The 21284-nt window shown below is 53.7% G+C and carries 14 protein-coding genes; 9 read left to right on the plus strand and 5 right to left on the minus strand.

Translation table 11 applies throughout. The features are described 5' to 3' along the window. The first annotated feature begins 254 nt into the window (after positions 1-254). The gene (locus MKY74_RS10460; RefSeq protein ID WP_144025428.1) at positions 255-3137 is read left to right on the plus strand and encodes a DUF5704 domain-containing protein; all 2883 of its coding nucleotides are present in this window, start codon (positions 255-257) and stop codon (positions 3135-3137) included. A gap of 81 nt (positions 3138-3218) precedes the next feature. Here the strand turns inward: MKY74_RS10460 and MKY74_RS10465 are convergent, their stop codons facing one another. The 5 genes from MKY74_RS10465 to MKY74_RS10485 form a co-directional block, all read right to left on the minus strand. Next, a complete protein-coding gene (locus MKY74_RS10465; protein ID WP_397344938.1) occupies positions 3219-4064 on the minus strand; it encodes a carbohydrate ABC transporter permease in 846 nt (281 codons plus the stop codon). Between the two features lie 54 nt (positions 4065-4118). Then, positions 4119-5000 carry a carbohydrate ABC transporter permease gene (locus MKY74_RS10470; protein ID WP_076170538.1) on the minus strand — a complete coding sequence of 294 codons (882 nt, stop codon included), beginning with the start codon at positions 4998-5000 and terminating at the stop codon, positions 4119-4121. Positions 5001-5205: 205 nt separating this feature from the next. After that, positions 5206-6543, minus strand: coding sequence for an extracellular solute-binding protein (locus MKY74_RS10475; RefSeq protein ID WP_076170537.1), 1338 nt, complete (start codon positions 6541-6543; stop codon positions 5206-5208). Between the two features lie 118 nt (positions 6544-6661). Then, entirely contained in the window at positions 6662-7456 is a 795-nt protein-coding gene (locus tag MKY74_RS10480; protein WP_076170536.1) for a response regulator transcription factor, read from the minus strand. Between the two features lie 2 nt (positions 7457-7458). Further along, positions 7459-9222, minus strand: coding sequence for a sensor histidine kinase (locus MKY74_RS10485; protein WP_076170535.1), 1764 nt, complete (start codon positions 9220-9222; stop codon positions 7459-7461). A 255-nt stretch (positions 9223-9477) separates the two neighbouring features. Between MKY74_RS10485 and MKY74_RS10490 the strand changes: the two genes are divergently transcribed. The 8 genes from MKY74_RS10490 (at position 9478) to MKY74_RS10525 (ending at position 21184) form a co-directional block, all read left to right on the plus strand. Then, complete coding sequence (locus tag MKY74_RS10490; RefSeq protein ID WP_076170534.1) at positions 9478-11040, plus strand: response regulator; 1563 nt, start codon at positions 9478-9480, stop codon at positions 11038-11040. A gap of 4 nt (positions 11041-11044) precedes the next feature. Then, the gene (locus MKY74_RS10495) at positions 11045-12847 is read left to right on the plus strand and encodes a sensor histidine kinase (RefSeq protein ID WP_076170818.1); all 1803 of its coding nucleotides are present in this window, start codon (positions 11045-11047) and stop codon (positions 12845-12847) included. A 26-nt stretch (positions 12848-12873) separates the two neighbouring features. Next, the gene (locus MKY74_RS10500) at positions 12874-14418 is read left to right on the plus strand and encodes a response regulator transcription factor (RefSeq protein ID WP_076170533.1); all 1545 of its coding nucleotides are present in this window, start codon (positions 12874-12876) and stop codon (positions 14416-14418) included. A 131-nt stretch (positions 14419-14549) separates the two neighbouring features. After that, complete coding sequence (locus tag MKY74_RS10505) at positions 14550-16241, plus strand: ABC transporter substrate-binding protein (RefSeq protein WP_076170532.1); 1692 nt, start codon at positions 14550-14552, stop codon at positions 16239-16241. A gap of 90 nt (positions 16242-16331) precedes the next feature. Then, a complete protein-coding gene (locus MKY74_RS10510; protein ID WP_076170531.1) occupies positions 16332-17291 on the plus strand; it encodes an ABC transporter permease in 960 nt (319 codons plus the stop codon). 2 nt (positions 17292-17293) lie between these two features. After that, positions 17294-18253 carry a carbohydrate ABC transporter permease gene (locus tag MKY74_RS10515; RefSeq protein WP_076170816.1) on the plus strand — a complete coding sequence of 320 codons (960 nt, stop codon included), beginning with the start codon at positions 17294-17296 and terminating at the stop codon, positions 18251-18253. A 159-nt stretch (positions 18254-18412) separates the two neighbouring features. Then, on the plus strand, positions 18413-19429 hold the full coding sequence (locus MKY74_RS10520) for an endo-1,4-beta-xylanase (RefSeq protein WP_076170530.1): 1017 nt from the start codon (positions 18413-18415) through the stop codon (positions 19427-19429). 468 nt (positions 19430-19897) lie between these two features. Continuing rightward, positions 19898-21184, plus strand: a complete 1287-nt coding sequence (locus tag MKY74_RS10525) for a glycoside hydrolase family 30 beta sandwich domain-containing protein (RefSeq protein ID WP_076170814.1) — start codon at positions 19898-19900, stop codon at positions 21182-21184. Positions 21185-21284 lie beyond the last annotated feature (100 nt).

Below are 21284 nucleotides of genomic sequence, written 5' to 3' on the forward strand. Positions count from 1 at the left end.
TAACTGATGACTCACCAATGGCTGGTACAGATGCCGCTCCTTATCCGGCTGAAAAGGAAACTGGTGTAAAAATAAATTCACTAGATTATTCTCCTGGTAATTTTTTTGATGCAGATAATTCAAAGGTACCCAAGGCCGCAATAGAGGATATAAAAATAGTGAAAGAAGAGACAGAGTTTACTTATTTCAGAAACTTTAAGGCGGGGACAAGCCATAATCCCAACATAGAAACATTAAGCGATAATATAAGTTTGATGCTTTGGGTGAAGACGGGCGGGAGCATACCTTTCACAGAACGAAAGGAGCTTGATATTAAACATAGACCGAATGGCTATCCAAAATTTCAAGTCAGATATGATGTCACAGTAAATCTTTCATGGACCGGTACGGCCAGAGAAATCAAAGAGATGCGTGTTACCCCGGTAAGTGCATCAATGAAAGAAGGAGAAGATAAGACATTTAAGGCAGAAGTTCGTACTAAACCCTTTGAAGTTAAGGGGAACACAAACTTTGGTGATTATGTGGATGTTTCAACGAGGTCGGAAACTGCATGGAGTTCGGATAACAAGGCAGTTGCTACAGTAGACAGCAATGGTAAAGTACATGCCGTAAGTAAAGGCACGGCCAAAATAACGGCCGTATGGAAAAGCGGCCTCTACTACCTGTACGGCACAGCCACCGTGACCGTCGGCGATGGGGGCGGGGACGGACCGCCGCCGGTCGATCCCCCGGATCCCGGGGTAAGCTGCACCGAGCCGGCGCCGGGTCAATCGATGACCGGCAAATACATGGACCCCGTCGTGACAGGCAAAATCAAGGCTGATGCCCGCGGCAGCGAGCGGTTTGACGTGCTTCAGGGCATTCCGACCTCCGAGAGCCTATACGGCAATGTGCTCGCCCGGAATCACCTGTACCAGGACAAGTTCGTACAGATGACCGGGACGTGCACATATACGGTTAACGTAACCAAGGAGTACACGCTGAAGTGGGATCCGGGCAAGGAAGTGCCAAACGCCGATGGCAAAGGAACGCATATCGAGCCGGACCCGCAGAGCGAGACCGAAAGCAAAACGTATACCTACCAGATTGAGCGGCGGTATGCTTTCTGGAAAATAGATAACCTGGAAGTCTACCAGATCCGCGAGGCGATTCTAGACAATTACGTCCTGCCGGGCGGCCGGATTGCCATCCAGCCGAGTGGTTACAGTCCACCGTATTATGCCGCTGCGACGAGTGGAAATTACGATCCGCCTGCTCCGCCCGGAGAGCTTACGGCTGCCGGACAGACGCTGACCGGGGGCAAGTCCAAGCCGTCGGTGCCGAATGACGAAGGCGCCCTAAAAGGGGAAGCGGAGAAAGCCGTCGGCAAAATCCAGGTGACGAATGACTCGCTGGTCTTTAACGGACAGACGATAATGAACAACCAGAAGGTTGAGGAATCCGGCCCGACACCGTCACAGATTCCCGAGCCGCCCCAGATTGGCGATAACGTGCTGTACAGCCCGGGAAATCTGATCGATCGCAGCAAAACCAATAAAAAGGATACGCCGAGCGCGGGCAAAATCGAATATGACCTGATGCCGGGAAATATAAACGGCGGGCAAAACCAGGAGTTTCCGATATACGGCATCAACACCGTGACGGTCCATACGCCGGTGGTCAACTATTCCTCCGTGTCGGACGACGCGGCCCACAACCAGAAAACGAATCCGGACGCCGGCCGGTCCGCCCTGATTCTGGAACGCCCGTTCACGGTCCGAATTCCGACGAGCGGGCAGCATGTCAGCTATCCAGGTTACGGCAACCGGGATTACGCCAAGTATTTCCGCACCAAGCAGGTGAAGTTCCCTTTTGACGTCTACGATGGGAACCGGACCACCTTTATTCCGAAAAATACATGGGTGGACATTCCGGTCGGCCAGCTGGACACGACCTTCTATTTGCCGGTATGGGTGGACGAAGGTCCATACCAGATCGCGTTTCGCAATATTGCCGAAAATGCCCCGGCCGATTATACGCAGCAAAATGACGCCAATACAAGCCTGGTGCATCATGCCGCATACGATGAGGTGGCGGTTGATGTCATTGGACGGCTGTACGATTTTCACGTGACCGATATCGCCGATTACAATTGGGAGACCGTGTTCCGGTCCCAGAAGGGCAGCACGTTCCAGACGGGCGTCTCCTATTGGGTTGGTCAGAAAGGGATCGATGGCGATCCGCGGGGCAATGCAGCCGTCTTTACGCTGCCGATCCGTCCGGGAAGCAGCCCGCTGCAGGGGTTCAAGAACGTGTCCGTCAAGACCGGGTACCACTTCAAGTTTGATTTTAAAACGAAAGGGAATATGTTCGGCCCGCTGGACGGCATCCGCATCACGCCAACCTTCTATTATGTCAGAAAAGACGGGAAGGCCGTCAACGGCCGCGGGGATACGCGGATTCCGGTGGATCTGTACTACAGCACCAGCTCGAAGCATTTTGTGAAAATCGGCTCGTCCGCGGATCAGGTCCAGCGTTACGTCATCTTAAATGACCGGCTCCGGAACGTGCCCGCGCAGGAGCTGCGGGATACGGCAGGCTACAAGTTTAATCATGGCGGCGCAGCCGGGGGGATGAACCGGAACGAATACATCAACAGCTATGTAAACAAGTATACGAAGCAAAAGACGCCGGTCGGAAGCTACAGCCTGCTGATTCTGCCTGAGCAGCTGCGGACGTTTCTCAGCCTGAAGGACCCCGTACCTGAATCGGTGAACCGCGAACGGGCGGACGTATCGATCCAGAAATGGTACGGCGAGTACAGCCTGCCGGCCGATCCCTATGTGGTCGAAGCGGGCACGAATGTGGCGGAATACGGGCGCACGCACGGCGGGCTGGACGACAAGTCCCCGATTTTTCTGAAGAACGGCTACATCGTCGTGAACTTCAATATCGAGTCCATTCAGGCAGGCGACTTGAAAAATCCGCATTTGCAGTACATTTACGCCCCGCTGATGAATCAGTGGCAGATGGAAGGCTTTAACCGGAACATCCAGGATGCCTACGGGAACCGGTTTGCGCTAAAAGACGGCGACGTCGTCTTTTACCAGACCGATCAATCCAGCAGGGATGACTTCAGCAGCCAGGTGCCGCATTAACGGGAAATCAGTATAAAAGGGCTGCCCTTAGGTCCGTTTGTGACCTTTGGGGACAGCCCTTTTTTTTGTGCGCTAAATGTATCAGCCTTTGACCGATCCGGCGGCAATGCCCTCCACGATCCGATTGCTGAGCACCAGGAAGATGACGAGGATTGGCAGGATGCTGATCATCAGCGTCGCCCCGATGGCGCCCCAGTCGGTCGTGTACTGTCCGACGAAGTTCTGGACGCCGACCGTCAAGGTCTTCAGGTTGTCCGAGCTGATGAAGGTGTTGACGAAAATAAACTCGTTCCAGTTATAAATCATGTTGATGATCGCAGCCGTGGCAATAACGGAGAACGTCATCGGCATGACGATCCGGAAGAACATGCGGTTCACGGAGCAGCCATCCATAATGGCGGCCTCTTCCACTTCCCGCGGCAGCGCGTAATAGAAGCCGAGCAGGATCATGATCGTAATCGGCAGGTTAAAGGCGGTGTAGGACAGGATGATGCTGAGCTGGTTGTCCGTCAGCCCCACTTTTTGAAACAGGATGAACAAAGGAATCAGGGTCGAATGCACTGGGATCATCATGCCCACCATGAACAGGCCGAGGACGAGGGAGCTGAGCTTCCAGCGCATCCGGGTGATCGCAAAGGTCACGAAGCTGGCGAGCAGAATCGTCAGCACGACGGCGATGACGGTGATCAGGACGCTGTTAATAAAATAACGGCCGATATTTCCCTGCTGCCATACGTTTTCATAGTTCTCCCATTTGGGATGGCTGGGGAGGGCGAAAGGAGGAAGATTGAATACCTCCTGGTTATTCTTCAAGGAAAACAAAAGCAGCCATACCAGCGGCAAAATTTGCAGGACCGCTCCCGCAATCAGCACGACATAGAGCAGGCCGGAGCCGATTCTGGCGCCGACAGGCCGGGAAGACCGCATCACGGGAACGGATACGGCCGGACTTGCGGTTCTCATCATAAGCACCTCCTCTTATCAGGAATATTGAATCGTGTCTTTGGAGGCGGTTGCCTTGCGGATCGCCCAGGTGGCGACCATGCAGATGATCAGCAGGAAGAAGCCGATCGCACTGCCGTAGCCGAAATCGAATCCGCGGAACGCCTTTTGATACATATAGGACGCCATCACTTCGCTGGCCCCGTTCGGCCCGCCGTCTGTCATGACGTAGATCAAATCGAAGTATTTCAGCGAGCCGACGACGGCCAGCACAATCGTGACTTTGACGACCTCGGAAACGAGCGGCAGCTTGATTCGGAGGGCAATTTGCCACGGATTGGCTCCGTCGATGCGGGCTGCTTCAATGAGCGATGCCGGAATGTTTTTCAGGGCGGCGTAGTAGATCAGGATGTAGAAACCGGCGTACTGCCATAGAATCGGAATGAATAGGGCGTACAGCACGAGCTTCGGATCCGACAGCCACGCTGGGGGATCCTCCACGCCCAGCGATACGAGAAACGTATTGAGGATGCCGTTTGTCGGATGGTAGATTTTCAGCCACAGCTGGGCAATGGCTACCGAAGAGAGCAGCATCGGAATCAAATAGATTTTCCGGAGAAGTCCTGCCCCTTTAATGTTCCCAGCCAGGATCAGTGCAACGATCATATAAACGGCAAGGCTCACCGTCGATAGGACCGCGAATAATAATGAATGGTACACGCTGTTCCAAAATGCGCTGTCCTTCATCAGGTTGGCGTAGTTCTCCATCCCGATAAAACTCATGCTGCTGACGCCATCCCATTTCATCAGGCCGTAGTATCCGGTAAGAACGATGGGAATATAAATGATGGCCATAATCAGAAGCAGGGACGGCAGCACGTATAGGGCGATGATCTTTTTGTTCGACATCACTTTGTCCATAACTAAGAAGCCTCCTTACGATGCTAGTCGGAGAAGAAAAACGTCTACCGACGTACATTCACAGTAGACAGACCGCGATTAGAGGAAGTTTTTCTTGCGATATAAGGAAGCCCGAGTCTTCGAAGCTTATACTATCTTATATCTTAGAGAAAAGGACGCCCCGTCGGAGCTCGCCGGTTCGTCCTTTCATCCCCTACCATGACGGTTACTTGCCGGTCTTTAGCGCCTCTTCCTGCTTTTTGGCGAATTCCTCCGGTGTGATGGCATTGCCGAGCAGTGCCTGGATCAGGTTGTAATGTTCTTCTGCGGCACCCGGTTTCATTTGTACGTCCAGATAGAGAATGACTTTGCTGGCGTTATTCAGTTCGTTCAAGACGTCAATGAACATTTGCGGCAGCTTGACACTGGAGGTGTCGACTTTTGTTCCCGGGATAATGCCAGCGTCAACCACGGACAGCTCACCCCATCTTTTGACGAAGTAGTTGACGAACTTCTTGGCATCCTCTTTGACCTTGGAGTTTTCGGAGACGAACATACCGACGCCGACGCCGCCGACCCAGTCATTAATGTTCCCCTTGCCGCCTTCGATCGTCGGGAATTTGAAGAAGCCGATCTTGTCCTTGAATTCCTGCGGGATATCCGGATTGGTCGTATAGTTTGGCACTTCCCACGTTCCCATAGCGTACATGGCCGCTTTCTCGTTCATGAATTCGGATTTGGCCTCGTCGTTGGACAGTCCGTTAAAGCCTTTTACAAAGGCATTGCTTTTCACCAAATCCTGGGCTTCCTTGGCGGCCTGGATCAGGCTTGGATCGCTGAATGTGCTGCTGGCTACTGCCTGATCCTGCACGTCTGGACCACCGAGCCGCTCAGCCAGGTACATGTACCAGAAGGAGCCGGTCCAGGCGTCTTTCGATCCTAGCGCGATCGGGGTGACTTTGTTGTCGTTCAGCGTTTTGATGATATTTTTGAATTCTTCATAGGTTTTCGGCGGCTGCAGATTGTATTTGGCAAAAATCTCTTTGTTGTAATAAACAGGCACGATGTTCAGCTCGACGGGCAGCGCGTATGTTTTACCGTCCACGGCGTAGGCTTCGGTCGTTCCCGCTACAAATTTGTCTTTCAGGTCGCCTTGAAGCAGGTCGTCCAGCGGAGCGAACATGTTGCCTTTAACGTACGGCTCCAAAAATCCGGCAGCCCATGTAAAGCCAACGTCCGGCAGGCTGTTGGAGGCGGAGAGGACCTTCAGTTTATTTTTATACTGCTCGTTCTCAAGCACTTCCGTTTCGACTTTGACGTTCGGGTTGGCCTGCTCGTATTCGCTGATGATTTGCTTCGCCAGCTTGTTCTGGGCGGAATTGCTGCCGTCCGGCCACAGGTGCATCATTTTGATCGTGACTTTATCACCGGACCCACCGGATGAACTCCCGCCGCCAGCGGCCGTCTTGCCGTCGTCCGAACTGTTTTTACTTCCGCCGCAGGCCGACAGCACGAGTGTCAATGCCAGCAGCAGCATGGATGCGGATAACCATTTCTTTTTCATAAATGCCCTTTCCCCCTTCGTATCATCGCGAGAGATGTATGCGCTTTCCCTCTGAAGCCAAGTGTAGCATCCCGTATTAGGAGGACATAAGGGCACAGCGTTTGGGTATAGTTCCACTTTATTTGGGTGCTGCCTGACCGCCTTTGCGGTAGGCGCCAGGGCTTGCGCCTTCGTAGTCCTTGAAGACCTTGTTAAAATACTTGGTTGTCTGATAGCCGACGCGTTCGGCGATTTCCGAGACCGGCAGCTTGGTCTGCAGGAGAAGCTCCTTGGCCTTCTGGATTCGGAGCCTGGTGACGTATTCGATAAAGGTCATATCCATCTGCTCCTTAAAAAGGACGCTGAAATAGCTGGGGTTTAAATGGACATGATCGGCCACTTCCCGCAGACCGAAGCCTTGATCCAAATGCTGCGACACGTATTGAAGCGCTTCTTGGACCGGCTCTGCCAGCGTATTCACGTCCCCGGTGGCGTCAAGGAGCTTGCTGTCGACCATGCGCTGGATTTTGCTCATCCGCGAGCGTTCCTCCTGAACCTGGAGCGCCTTCTCTACAGCATCGAACAGCTTGTCCTTGCGGATCGGCTTGAGCAAATAATTGACGACGCCCAGCTGGATCGCCTGCTGCGCATACTCGAATTCGGCGTAGCCGGAAATCAGAATAATGGCCGGCTGGGCGGCCGGTGATCCGGATTCCAGCTGCTGCACCAGATTCAGTCCGCTGATCTCCGGCATGCGGATATCGGTAATAAGCAGATCGACCGCCTCGCGCTCCAGCAGGTCCAGGGCGTCGCGGCCGTTGTCCGCCGAAATGACGCTGCATGCGCCGTTCCCCCAGGTTTCCAGCATGCGGGTCAATCCTTGTCTCGTTCGGGGTTCGTCATCTACGACTAAAATCGTTTTCGATTTAACCATCGTTACATCTCTCCTGTCTGGATCGGAATGGTTAAGCTTACCCGGGTGCCCCGGTGGATTTGGCTGTCGATCGCCAGCCCGGATTCATCCGGCCGGTCCCCGCCGTAGTAGAGCTTGATCCGCTGCTGGACGTTAAAAATCCCCATGCCGGAGCCTTTGAAGGGCGGCGTCATTCCGGTCTGGAGCGCCGTGACGATCCGGCGGAGGCTGTCCTCGTCGATGCCTTTTCCGTCGTCGGTCACCGTGACGACCAGATGCATCTGATCCGCGGACAGGGAGACGCCGACCGACACCTTGCCGGGGCCGATCCGGCCCTCAATGCCGTGCAGGATGGCGTTCTCCACCAGGGGCTGGATCAGGAGCTTTGGCATCGGCACCGATGCCAAGGCCGGCGGCGACGAGATCGACCAGGACAGCCGGTCGCCGAGCCGCATCTTCATGATAAGCAGGTAGCGCTCGATATGCTCGAGCTCATCTTCGAGCCGGACCCATTCCTCCTTGCCCGGCCCGGTGATCGTATAGCGGAACAGATCGGCCATCGCCACGACATATTCGGCCAGCTCGTCTTCGTCTTTTTCCATGAGAGACCAGTACAGCGCTTCAAGCGTGTTAAATAGAAAATGGGGATGGATTTGGGCCTGCAGCGCTTTCAATTCCGTGCGGCTCTGCAAAATCTCCTTCTCGTAAACGAGCTCAATCAACTCGTTCATATGCTCAACCATTTGGTTGTAGGAGTGATTCAGCTCGTTGATTTCGATGGTGGACGAAATTTGCACCGTCGGCTTGAGGCCGCTGAGCCGGGCGCTGCGCATCGTCTTGATCAGGCGGAAGACCGGCCGCGTGATCAGGGTCGACAGCAGGAAGGACAGCAGAATGAACAGGATGCTGCCGATGCCCGCGGAGACCAGGATCGCGGTGCGCAGTACGGAAATGCCGCTTGTGATCGCGCTGATTGGCGTCAGGATCAGCAGTGTCCATCCGGTCAAGGCGGACTGCTGCTTGACGAGCATGTACTTTTGTCCGTCGATGGCGACGACTGCGTCGTTCGTATCCACCAGGGACTTGATGCGCCAGGGCGTGACCTGATCGTCGTTCACGGCGATGAGGCTGTAGTTCCGGTCGGCAAGCAGCATCGTTTCGCGGCCGCCATCCTCGTTCAGCGCCTCGTTGATTTGAAAAATCTCACGGTTCATCCGGATGAGGAGATACCCGCCCGGCCTGAACCATTGGTCCATCAGACTGACGCTGCGGATCGCCAGCACGGAATTCGGATCCAGCGGATCGATCCCGATCCAGACGATGCGCCCTTTTTCCTCGCGGGCGTTGTCGATCCATTTCTGGCTGATTCTGCTGTTCAGATGGCCTTCATCCAGCGGGAACAGCCTGCGTTTGCTGCCGCTGTACAGCTCGACCGAGTTGACGCCGTCGGCATAGGTCTGAACGATTTTGATGCTGTTCAGCAAGGACTGGCGTTCCGAGAACGTCGCGTGCCTGCCTGCCGACTCGTTCAGCAGCACCTGTTGAACGTAGGTATTGGTGGCGACCTGAGTGGTCAGGGAATCGATTTGGTTCAGAACGGCCTCAAGCCTTCCGCTCGCCTGGATGGCCGTTTGTTGAATGTGCTTCTCTGCGTTGTTTTTCAGCAGCCTGGAGACTGTATCGAAGTTCACGATCCCCACGACCGACAAAATAATGAGCATCACAAACAGAAAGCCGAAGAGCATTTGGTTCCGGAGCGTGTTGAACCGGTTCAGTTTCGTTCGCATCAGGGTCAACCTTTCTGAACGGAAAGTGGTATGGAAGAGGAATGACATAGTTGAAATGTAACCTAAGTCAGCGGTTTCTGTCATTATCCTTTTTCAGGCGGGTATGGCGTAAAGATGCAGAAAGAGAACGGTTTCTTTTTTACAACTCTTTTGCTAAAATCAGGCTAACTTAGAAGGTAATAGAGGGAAACCTGCCATACACGTCTTAATGAATGCGCTTACAACGGGTGGGTCAATGAGTAAGGAGCGAGGATCATGTTAAACGTACTTTTGGTGGACGATGAGCCGTGGGTTCTTGAGGGGCTCCGGACGATGATCGACTGGAACAAATACGGTTTTCAGGTTTGCGGGGAGGCACAGAGCGGACCGGATGCGCTGCGGTTCATTCAGGAGCATCGTCCGGAGCTGGTGGTCACCGACATCAACATGCCGGTGCTGAGCGGCATCGAATTGATCGAGCAGTCGAATCGGCTGCTGGCCAAACCACCCAAATTCGTTGTGCTGAGCGGCTATGACGACTTTTCGTACGCCCAGGCGGCGATGCGGCAGCGGGTGGCTGAATACCTGCTTAAACCGGTGGATGACGAGGAGATCGGCGAACTGCTCGTCAAGCTCAGCCGGAAGATCGGCGATGAAATTCAAGCAGAGCATCATCAGGCGAAAAAGGAGCTGTTGGCCGTCAGCCATATGATGAACAGGCTGATACAGGGAGAGTACGGCGAAGCCATGGAGGAGCAGATCAAGCGCTCCCTGAAGCTGGAGGGCAATTCAGAATTGCAATGCTTGCTGGTATGGATAGAAAACGTATTCGATCCCGCTGAGGTAAGTCCGCTGCTGACTCGAGGATTTGAGGGAGAAACAGGCTGTCTTTTTCAGGACGGATGCGGAAGAATGGGATTTGTCGCGCAGTCCGGCGCCTCAGTTTCGGGCCGTCTGCAGGACGCCGCGATCCAGATTCACCGGGAGCTGACTGAACGGCTGGACGAGCCGGTCATTATCGCCGTCAGCGAGCCGAAACGCAGTCTGCGCTCGATCCGGGAGTTGTATGCCCAAACGGTGGAGGTCGTGGAGCGGAAGCGCTGTCTGGGGAAAAGCGGAGTGTTTTTCTATCAGGAGTGCATCCGTCCGGTAAACCGGGAGCGGCTCCTGCAAACATTCAAAACGCTTCTGGAAACGGTGCAGGAAGGGGATCCGGAAGGCATCACCGCTTGTGTCAAGGAATCTTTCGCGTGGATTGCCGCGGGTCCCGTGGAGATGGAATGGGTGAAGACCCATGTGGCGGATATGGAATGGTCCGTCTGCGGCCTGATCAAGGACCTGAACGGCGACCCGGCCGCTTTGATGAAGGCGCAGGAAAGGCAGCTTGGCACGCTTGGTGAAATCAGGGATTACCGGGCGCTTCAGGCCTATGTGGAACGTTTTTGCCTTCAGGCGGGGACCCTTCTGTCCGAGCTGAAGCTGAGCAGCGAGAGCAACACCATTTACCAGGTCGTGCAATACGTCGACCGCGAATTCCGCGGAAGGCTGCAGCTGCAGGATTTGGCCCGGCATTTTCATATGAACGCGACTTACTTGGGCCAGCTGTTCAAGAAAACGACGGGGAAGCCGTTTAACGAATACCTGGGTGACAAGCGGATCGAAGAGGCGAAAAGACTGCTCAAGCGCTCCCCGCTAAAAATCTCCGACGTGGCGCTTCAGGTGGGCTACCCGAACACGGACTATTTTATTAACAAATTCAAGCTGAAAACCGGCATGCTGCCTTCGGCCTACAAGCAGGATGCCGGAAATTCGCCGGATGGACCGATGGGGGAGCGATGAAATGATGTCCACGCGCAAATTCAAGCTCCGGAAGATCGTCAACGATATTCCGCTGAATTATAAATTTCTGCTCATCTTTATCGTCGGCGTGCTGCTCCCGGTGATCGTCATCAACCTGGTGGTGACGGACCGCCTGTCGGACTTGATCAAAGCGCGGGAGGAGCAGAACCTTGATATCTCGATCGAGCGGGCGAGAAAGGATATTCACGATTTCATCGACGGCGGGGTAGCGGTCAGCCATGCCTTAAGCAGCGATAAGACGCTGTATGAAATACTCGACCGGAAATATGCGAGCCAGATCGATTTTTATGACGCCTTTGACGAGCAGCTGCGCAACCGGGTGACCAGCTACATTCCGGTGAACAACCAAATCGAGCGCATCAGTATTTTCACGGATAATCCGACGATCGTCGACGGAGGGAACTACCACGTCATCGATGACGAGGTCCGGGCGAGCGACTGGTATAAATTGTGGAAGGACTCGCAGAATCCGGTGTTCGTCGCGGCGTACCGGGCCAACCAAGCCAACAGCAGCGTGTTTACGGCTCCTTATTTGAGCGTGATCGAGCGGATGGATTATTTTGATAACTACGACCACTATCAGAAGCTGCTGCGAATCGACATCGACCTGAACAAAATTTATGACGTGATTGTCCGGGAAAAAGATTACCTGGATCTTTACCTGGTCAATGAGCGGAACCAAATCATTATGTCGGCCCAGAGCGGATACCAGACCGGCACGACGGACGCGTACCCGGTGTTCAAACTGTCTGCTGAGGACAAGGAACAGGACGTTCATTCGGTCAATATCGGCACCGCCAAATACGTCAAGGGATGGCGGCTGATCGGGATCACCAAGGGTGTGCGCATCACTAAGGCAATGAACGAAATGAGACTGTATGTCGGTATCGTCGCAGCGGGGATTACCCTGTTCACGACGGGATTTATTTTCATTATGCTGAGATCCTACAATTACCGCGTGAAGCGGCTGGCACGGCATATGCAGAAGGTGACGAATGAGAAGTTCGACCTGATCCAGATCGACGAGGGGCGGGATGAAATCGGCGGACTCATCCGCAATTTCAACAAGATGACCGGCCGGATCAAGTTCCTGATCAACAACGTGTACAAGCTGGAAATCCAGCAGAAAAACCTGGAGATGGAGCGGGTGCGGGCCGAACTGAACTTTTTGCAGAGCCAGATGAATCCCCATTTTCTGTTCAATACGCTGAATGCGATCCTCGTCGTCTGTACGAAAAACCACTACACGGACGTAACCGACATCATCAAAAGCCTGTCCAAGCTGCTGCGGCGGCTCCTCAGCTGGAAGGAAGACATCGTGACGCTGGAGGAAGAAATGATGTTTATCGACATGTATCTCAAAATCGAGAAGTTCCGGTTCCGTGACAAATTCGAATACCGCTTCGATATCGATCCGGACGCGCTGCAGTACAAAATCCCGAAAATGAGCATTCAGCCGCTCGTGGAAAATGCCTGTAAACACGGGCTTCAGGCGATCGACGGACAGGGCATCGTAACGGTCAGCGCGTACGTTACCGAAGAGCGTCTGCGCATCGTTATTGCGGATAATGGCAAAGGCATGGAGCTGGAGCGGCTCAAGGAAATTAAAAAGGCGGTACAGACCGAATACGAGTCCGGCGCCAATATCGGCATCCGCAACGTGTATCGGAGACTAGAGCTGTACTATCACGATCAGGTGCGCTTTGATATCGTAAGCAGCCCGCAGCAGGGCACGACCGTATTTTTTGAAATTCCGATCAAGTTTCTAAGCGGTATGGCAGGCTGATCGATCCGTAATACAGGAGGGGAACCATGACATTTAAAGTGTTGTTGATCGATGACGAACCCGCTGCCCTGGAGGGGCTGGAGCTGTGGATCGACTGGGAGGAGCTGGGCTTTGAGGTGTGCGGCCGCGCAAGCAACGGAAAGGAAGGGCTGCATTTCATCCGGGAGCTGGCGCCGGACCTGGTCATCACCGACGTGCGGATGCCGCTGATGGACGGGCTGGAAATGATCGAGGCGTGGAGCCGGGAGGGGACAGAACCGGTCAAATTCGCCATTGTCAGCGGATATGGCGAATTTAAATACGCCCAGAAGGCGCTGCGATACGGCGTCAATGCGTACCTGCTCAAACCGGTCATTCCGGAGGAGGCGGCTGAGCAGATCCGGGACATTCGGAGGGAGCTCGTGCGGGAGCGGGAGGAACAGAGCCTGACAAGGATGGCTTCTTACGAAGAGGCGGTTTCGATGATTAAAGATCTGCTGAACGGCGGCCCGGACGCCTTGGACGGCAGGGAGAAGGAGGTCACCCGCCTGTCAGATGCCATGCCGGTATGGAATATGTGCCTGGTGCAGGCGGCGCCGGATGCTCTTGCCAGGCTGCGGGCGAAGGCTGCTGCAATGGCAGAGGCGGGCGAATACATATATCTGGTCGATCTGGAGCCGAGCAGGTTCGGGATCGTGTACGGTTGGAGCTCGGCAGAGGATAACGATAAGGCAGCTTACACGATGGCGGAGGAGCTGCTGGCGGAAAGCGCGGACGGACAGCGGGTGTTTATGGCGTCAGGGCAGGCTGAGAACAGCCTGCTTCGGATCGGCTGCTGCTGCAAGGCGGCGAAGAAGGCCATACAATATGCTTTTTACCTTGATCATGCCCCGGGCTTGATCCTCTACGAGCAGGTGGAACATCTCCAGTTTGAGGATCATTTCGAGCGGTTTGATCTGTTTGAAGAAATGCTCCAGGCCGTATCGCTGCTGGACAAGCCGGCTATGCGAAAGGCGGTACAGTTAGCGGATTCCAGTCTGCGGGAGTCCATGTCGAATCCGGACATCGTCAAAAAACTCGCCATCCATGTCATGTATCAAATCATGAGCCATATGCGCGAAGCAGCCGGCCAGGCAGCGGAGCCCTGGATCGAAAAGTACGACATTCCCCGGATATCCGGCACTGTGATGACGCTTGGCGACGTGATGGGCGATCTGCTGTCCTGCGCCGAGGGCTGCATCGACTTTTTTATACGGGAACAGCAGCGGCAGTCCCAGGGCATTGCCCAGGAAATTATCGACTACGTCCGCGAGCACTACCGGGAGCCGCTGACGATCCGCAAGCTGGCCGAGGTCTTCTACCTGCATCCCGTTTATCTCGGCCAGCTGCTGCTGAAGAAGAACGGCATCGGCTTTAACGAAATGCTGCATAATCTGCGGATTGAAGAGGCTGTACGCCTGCTGGAAAACAGCAGTTTGAAGAACAGCGAAATTGCGGAGCGCGTCGGATACAGCCATTACGGCCAATTCCTCAAGCAGTTCGAAGCGAGGCATGCGATGTCCCCCAATGAATACAAAAAAAGGAAGTTCTAAAGTTTTGAAGGTGACTCCTTTAATTCCGATATAGTTTCGGCTATGGCAGCGCTTTTACAATAAAGGCAGTTACATGAAAAGGCTTACAATAAAAAGCTTGGTGTGGCTAAAATTTGACGGAGGTGCTTTACATGGGGGGAAGATTTAAACCGCTGGTTCGTCTTGGCATACTCATGGCGATGACGTTCAGTGTAGTCCTGTCCGGCTGCGGCGGCAGCAAAGACAACAGCGCAGACAATGGCAGCAGCTCTACAGGGCAGACAGCGACGGGCAGCAGCGACGGAAAGGTGGAGCCGTTCAACGTGAGCGTTTTCATCGGGGAAGCCGGGCAGCAGCCCACTCCGGACAACAAGATTTACAAAAAAATCAAGGATGAGACGGGAGCCACGTTTAATTTCGAGTTTTTGGCAGGCGACATTAACCAGAAGCTGGGCGTCATGATTGCCGGCTCCGACTACCCGGATCTGATGACCGGCAACACGAAGCTGACAGCGGCTGGAGCCTATATTCCGCTCGAGGATTTGATCGAGAAGTACGCGCCAAATTTGAAGAAGCATTATGAAAAATACTGGAACATGATGAAGGACCCGAACGACGGGCACATTTATATTCTGCCGAACTATGGAGTATACAACGGCAAGCTGAACAGCACCTGGTATTCCGGGCCGGCTTTCTGGGTTCAGAAGGACGTGCTGGCTGAGGCCGGCTATCCGAAGGTGAAGACGCTGGACGAGTACTTCGACCTGATTGCCAAGTATAAGGCGAAGCATCCGACCATCGACGGCAGCCCGACGATCGGTTTTGAGATTTTGAACTATGACTGGAAAAACTGGGGTCTCTTTAACCCGCCTCAGCATCTGATTGGTCATCCGAACGACGGCGGAGTTGTTGTGAACAACGGCGTAGCCGAAATTTTTGCCGATAAGGATTATGCCAAGAAATATTACCAGAAGCTGAATCAAATGAACGAGCAGGGGCTGATCGACAAAGAGACGTTCGTGCAGAACTTTGACCAGTACCTGGCAAAACTGTCCAGCGGCACGGTGCTCGGCATGTTCGACCAGCATTGGAACTTCCAGAATGCCGAGAACTCGCTGATCACCCAGAAGAAGTTTAACCGGACGTATGTGGGACTTCCGCTCGTATATGACACAAGCACGAAGGACTATTATCGCGACCGGGCTGTGCTTAACCTGAACAACGGCTTCGGAATCAGCGTCAATGCAAAGGATCCTGTGAAGATCATCAAGCTGCTCGACACCTTGATCACGGAAGATTGGCAAAAAGTGTTCTCATGGGGCATTGAAGGTGAGGACTACATCGTCAACGACCAGGGCCGGTTTATGCGGACCCAGGAGCAGCGCGATAAGCAGTCGGACGGAACATGGAAGCTGGCGAACAAAGCTGACGCCCTTTTCGGAAACCTGCCGAAAATCGAGGGAAGCTTCAGCGACGGCAACTCCACCGACGCCGCTGCACAGCCGGAAGAATACAAAGCGGGCCTGAACGATTACGACAAAAAATTCCTGGAAGCCTACGGCTATGACAGCTACGTCGATTTCTTCAGCGAGCCGCCGGAGAATCCGATTTACTACCCGGCCTGGTCCATCGATCTGGTCGAAGGATCGCCAGCCAAAGTAGCGAACACGAAGCTGAACGATCTGTCCACCAAGTATTTGCCGAAAGCCGTTTTGGCGAACCCGTCCGATTTTGATTCGGTATGGAATGAGTACACGTCACAAATTCACAAGGTTGATGTCAAGGCGTACGAAGACAAGATCAACGAGCAAATCAAGTGGAGAATCGATAATTGGAGCAAATAAGGGTTCACAGAAAGTGGGAGGCGCGAATGAGCGCCTTCCGCTTTATAGATACCCGCTCCGGAATTTGAATATGGTGAGGAGAGCAAACGTATGGCTGTGACTGTAACCAATAAGAAAGCTGTCCGGAAACCAGAGAAGAAACGGAAGCTGACCTGGGCTGTGCTGAAGAGCCAGCAGCAGTTGATCTGGATGTCCGTGCCCTTGACGCTGTATATCATTTTATTTGCCTACGTTCCGGTCTGGGGCTGGACGATGGCATTTCAGAACTACAAACCGGCGCGTTCCTTCAGCCAACAGGACTGGGTCGGATTCAAGCAGTTTAAATTTTTGTTTACCGATGACGATTTTATGCGGGTGCTGCGCAATACGCTCGGGATGAGCATTATCAATCTCGTGCTTGGTTTCGTAACGGCAATCGTGCTCGCGCTGCTGCTCAACGAAATTCGAAAGGTCATTTGGAAAAGGACGGTACAAACGATTTCTTACCTGCCGCACTTTTTGTCCTGGGTTATCGTGACCGGGATCGTAGCCACTTCGCTGGCTTCCGACGGCATTGTCAACGATATTTTGATGAAGCTGCATTTGATCAAGGAACCGATTTTATGGCTTAGCGAAGGAAAGTATTTCTGGGGCATCGTCGGTGCTTCCCATGTGTGGAAAGAAGTGGGCTGGAACACGATCATCTATCTGGCCGCCATGGCGTCGATCGATCCCGCGCTGTACGAAGCAGCGGAGATGGACGGAGCCAACCGCTACCGGAAGATGCTTCATGTAACTCTGCCGGGGATCAAATCCACGATTGTCATTTTGCTGATCATGTCCATCGGTCATATTTTGGACGCTGGCTTTGAGGTTCAGTACCTGCTCGGCAACGGGCTTGTCGTGGACTGGGCCGAAACGATCGATATCTTTGTCTTGAAATACGGGATTGCTCAAGGAAACTATTCACTTGCCACAGCCGGCGGGATCTTTAAAACGGTCGTGAGCGTCGCCCTGTTACTGGTGGCCAACTGGACCGCAAAGCGGCTTGGGGAAGAGAGGCTGTTATGAGTATGGAAAATCATCAAATCAGCCCGCAGGGAGCGGCTGGTGTTACGATAAGAAAAAGCATGCGCTCGAGCAAAGTTGAGCCGGTGCTGTTCAATACGATTAATGCGATTTTTATGATCTTTTTGGTGGTTGTCACGCTGTATCCGTTTTTGAACACGATCGCCGTGTCGCTGAATGCAGGCAACGATACGATCCGCGGAGGCATTTATTTATGGCCACGGCAATGGACGCTGCAGAACTACAAGGCGGTGTTCGCATCGGGCACGATTTATGACGCGTTTTGGATTTCCGTGGCTCGGACCGTGCTGTCCACAGTGCTGAACATCTTCCTGACAACGATGCTGTCGTATACGCTGAGCCGGAAGGAATACGTCTTCCGCAAGCCGATCACCGTCATTTTCGTGCTGACGATGTACTTCAGCGCCGGCCTGATCCCGGGATACTTCCTGATCAAGGACCTGCACCTGCTGAACAGCTTCTGGGTGTATATTTTCCCGTCCATGATCAGCGCGTTCAACATGATCGTCATCCGCACCTATATCGGAACGATTCCGGACAGCCTGGTCGAATCGGCCAAGATTGACGGCGCCGGGGATTTCAAAATTTTCCTGCGGATCATTTTCCCGCTGTGTACACCGGTGCTTGCCACCATCGCACTGTTTGTGGCCGTAGGCGCATGGAACTCCTGGTTTGACGCATTCCTGTACACCTCCTCCAGACAGGAGCTCAGTACACTGCAGTATGAGCTGATGAAGCTGCTCTCGTCGAGTATGAACTCCAACAGCAATCCGAACGTGGCGGCAGGCGTCGGCGTGAACCAGGAAACCGCGGTATCGATGGTGACGCCGCTCTCGATCCGCGCAGCCATAACGATTGTAGCCTCTGTTCCGATTCTGGTGGTCTATCCGTTCCTGCAAAAGTATTTTGTGGTCGGGCTCAATGTCGGCAGCGTGAAAGAGTAACCGAGTCAAAGAACGAAAAAGCGCCGTGGATGGCGATTTTTCAACCCTAAGGGAACCGCATAGGGCCTTTTAGTGGCCTCCCAAGAGGTCAGCGTGGCGGTCGCCGGATTTCACTAAAGTCCAAATTCACACCCATAGGCGGGAGGGAGTCTGTCTGTCATGAATTCAACGGGTACGCATACCGAGCAGGCGCTGAAGGATCTTTTCGCGCAGCATTTCCGGATCGGAGCGGCGGTCAATCCGCGGACGATCCGGTCGCAAGAGCAGCTGCTGGCACACCATTTTAACAGCATTACCGCGGAAAACGAAATGAAGTTCGTCAGCGTTCATCCGGAGGAAGGCGTGTATACGTTTGAGGATGCTGATCTGCTGGCCGATTTCGCCGGCAGGCACCAAATGGCGATGCGCGGGCACACGCTTGTCTGGCATAATCAGACCCCGGACTGGCTGTTCGAGGACAGCCAGGGACAGCCGGCCGGCAAGGCCTTATTGCTCGAGCGGCTCCGCTCGCATATCGATACGGTGGTGGGGCGGTACAAGGGCCGCCTTTATGCCTGGGATGTGGTCAACGAGGTTATCGCCGACGAAGGCGACGCACTGCTGCGTCCGTCGAAGTGGCTGGACATCGCCGGGCCGGAGTTTATCGCTAGGGCGTTCGAATACGCCCATGACGCCGATCCGGACGCCCTGCTCTTCTACAACGACTACAACGAATCGCATCCCGCCAAGCGGGATAAAATTTACGCGCTGGTGAAGTCCTTGCTGGAGCAAGGCGCGCCGATCCACGGCATCGGCCTGCAAGCCCATTGGAACCTCTTCGATCCGTCCCTGGATGATATCCGTGCGGCGATCGAGAAGTATGCTTCGCTCGGCTTGCAGCTGCAGCTCACCGAGCTGGACGTGTCGGTCTTCCGCTTCGATGACAGGCGGGCCGATCTGACTTCGCCGGAGCCAGGCATGCTCGAGCGTCAGGCGGAGCTGTACGAGGGCGTGTTCGGTCTGCTGAAGGAATACCGCGACGTCATCAGCGGGGTGACGTTCTGGGGGGCGGCCGACGACTATACGTGGCTGGATGATTTTCCGGTGCGCGGCCGCAAAAACTGGCCAATGCTGTTCGATGCGCAGCACCGTCCGAAGCCGGCTTATGACCGGATCGCCGCGTTGTTTGCGGAGTAGGCGGAAACGCAAAATAGTGAAGAAGCGGAATCTTGCAGCTTGCAGCAAGCAAGCGCCTGGTATTCGATGATGCCGTTCCCCTATGATCTACGGGGGACGGCTCATTCCTTTACCAATTGGATGTTCTAAATCGGAATACATTCGTTGCATTGAAACTTCGATGGGGTTCGGGCAGAAACGTCATAAATCTTACCTACAGGGCAGCGTTGAATATCAAAGAGCGGCTGGCTGAGCGAGGGATTGGGGTCTCGCCCATCGATGGTTATCCGAGTCTGAAATGAAGGGGAAATCGAGACTTAAACAGGGGGGGTGAGAGGAAACCGAATTTTATTCCGGCAATATAGAATGAACAAAAAAAGAATGTTATAGGCCGTATTGGGCCGTTATAACAGGAAGTTTTAGAGCAACACTTTTGTTCAATCTATATAGCGAAATGATTCTATCGAGATAATGGAGGTATTAATGGAAATGCACGCAACGTGGTCACGTCTGAAAAAATCGGTTTGCGGATTGTTAGCCGGTGTAACGGCCCTTTCGATCGTACTGGCCGTGCCGGGGCCGGCTCAGGTGTCAGCTTCAAGTAACGCCACTATCAACTTATCGGCGGAAAAACAGGTGATTCGCGGTTTTGGGGGAATCAACCACCCCGTCTGGATTGGGGATTTGACGGAAGCCCAAAGAGAAACGGCCTTCGGCAATGGGGACAACCAGCTGGGCTTTTCCATCCTCAGAATTCATGTGGATGAAGATCGGAACAATTGGAGCAAGGAAGTCGAAACGGCCAAGAGTGCGATTGCACACGGAGCCATTGTGTTTGCATCCCCTTGGAATCCGCCGAGCGATATGACAGAGACGTTCGACCGGAATGGAGATACTTCGGCCAAACGGCTAAGATATGACAAGTATGCCGACTACGCCCAGTATCTTAACGATTTCGTTACTTTCATGAAGAACAACGGTGTGGACCTATATGCGATATCCGTCCAGAACGAGCCTGATTATGCCCATACCTGGACGTGGTGGACCCCTGAAGAGATGCTTCGCTTTATGAAGGAAAATGCAGGCTCCATTAACTGCCGGGTTATCGCACCGGAATCGTTCCAATACCTGAAAAACATGTCCGACCCTATTCTGAACGATCCGCAGGCCCTGGCCAATATGGACATTTTGGGTACCCACCTGTACGGAACCCAGATCAGCGATTTCGCGTATCCTCTCTTTAAGCAAAAGGGAGCGGGCAAAGAACTGTGGATGACGGAAGTATACTATCCGAACAGCGATGCTAACTCTGCAGATCGGTGGCCCGAGGCGCTTGACGTGTCCTATCATATTCATAATGCGATGGTAGAGGGAGATTTCGAGGCTTACGTATGGTGGTATATCCGCAGGCAGTATGGTCCTATGAAAGAGGACGGTACGATAAGCAAGCGCGGGTATAATATGGCTCATTTCTCCAAATTTGTCCGCCCCGGTTATGTCAGGGTCGATGCAACGAAGAACCCCGATACCAACGTCTACACTTCTGCTTATAAAGGCAACAACAAGGTCGTGATTGTGGCCATTAACAAAGGCACTTCAGCGGTAAGCCAAACCTTCACCTTGCAAAACGGCAAGGCGTCGAAGGTCACCCCATGGGTAACGGACGCCAGCAGAAATATGACCGCCGGATCTTCGATTAAAGTAAAGGGCGGTTCTTTTACGGCTCAGCTTCCTGCCCAAAGCGTGACAACCTTCGTAGGCGAATTGGCGCATTAAACGGTGCAAACTAAACGGTGGGACAGGATGATGATTTCGGCCTGCCGGCTCGTTTAATGGGAACGATATGTAACAAAAAAGAGAACACCTCCCTTCCAAG

It is taken from the genome of Paenibacillus sp. FSL R5-0378 (assembly GCF_038009285.1).
Lineage (GTDB): Bacteria > Bacillota > Bacilli > Paenibacillales > Paenibacillaceae > Paenibacillus_AQ > Paenibacillus_AQ favisporus.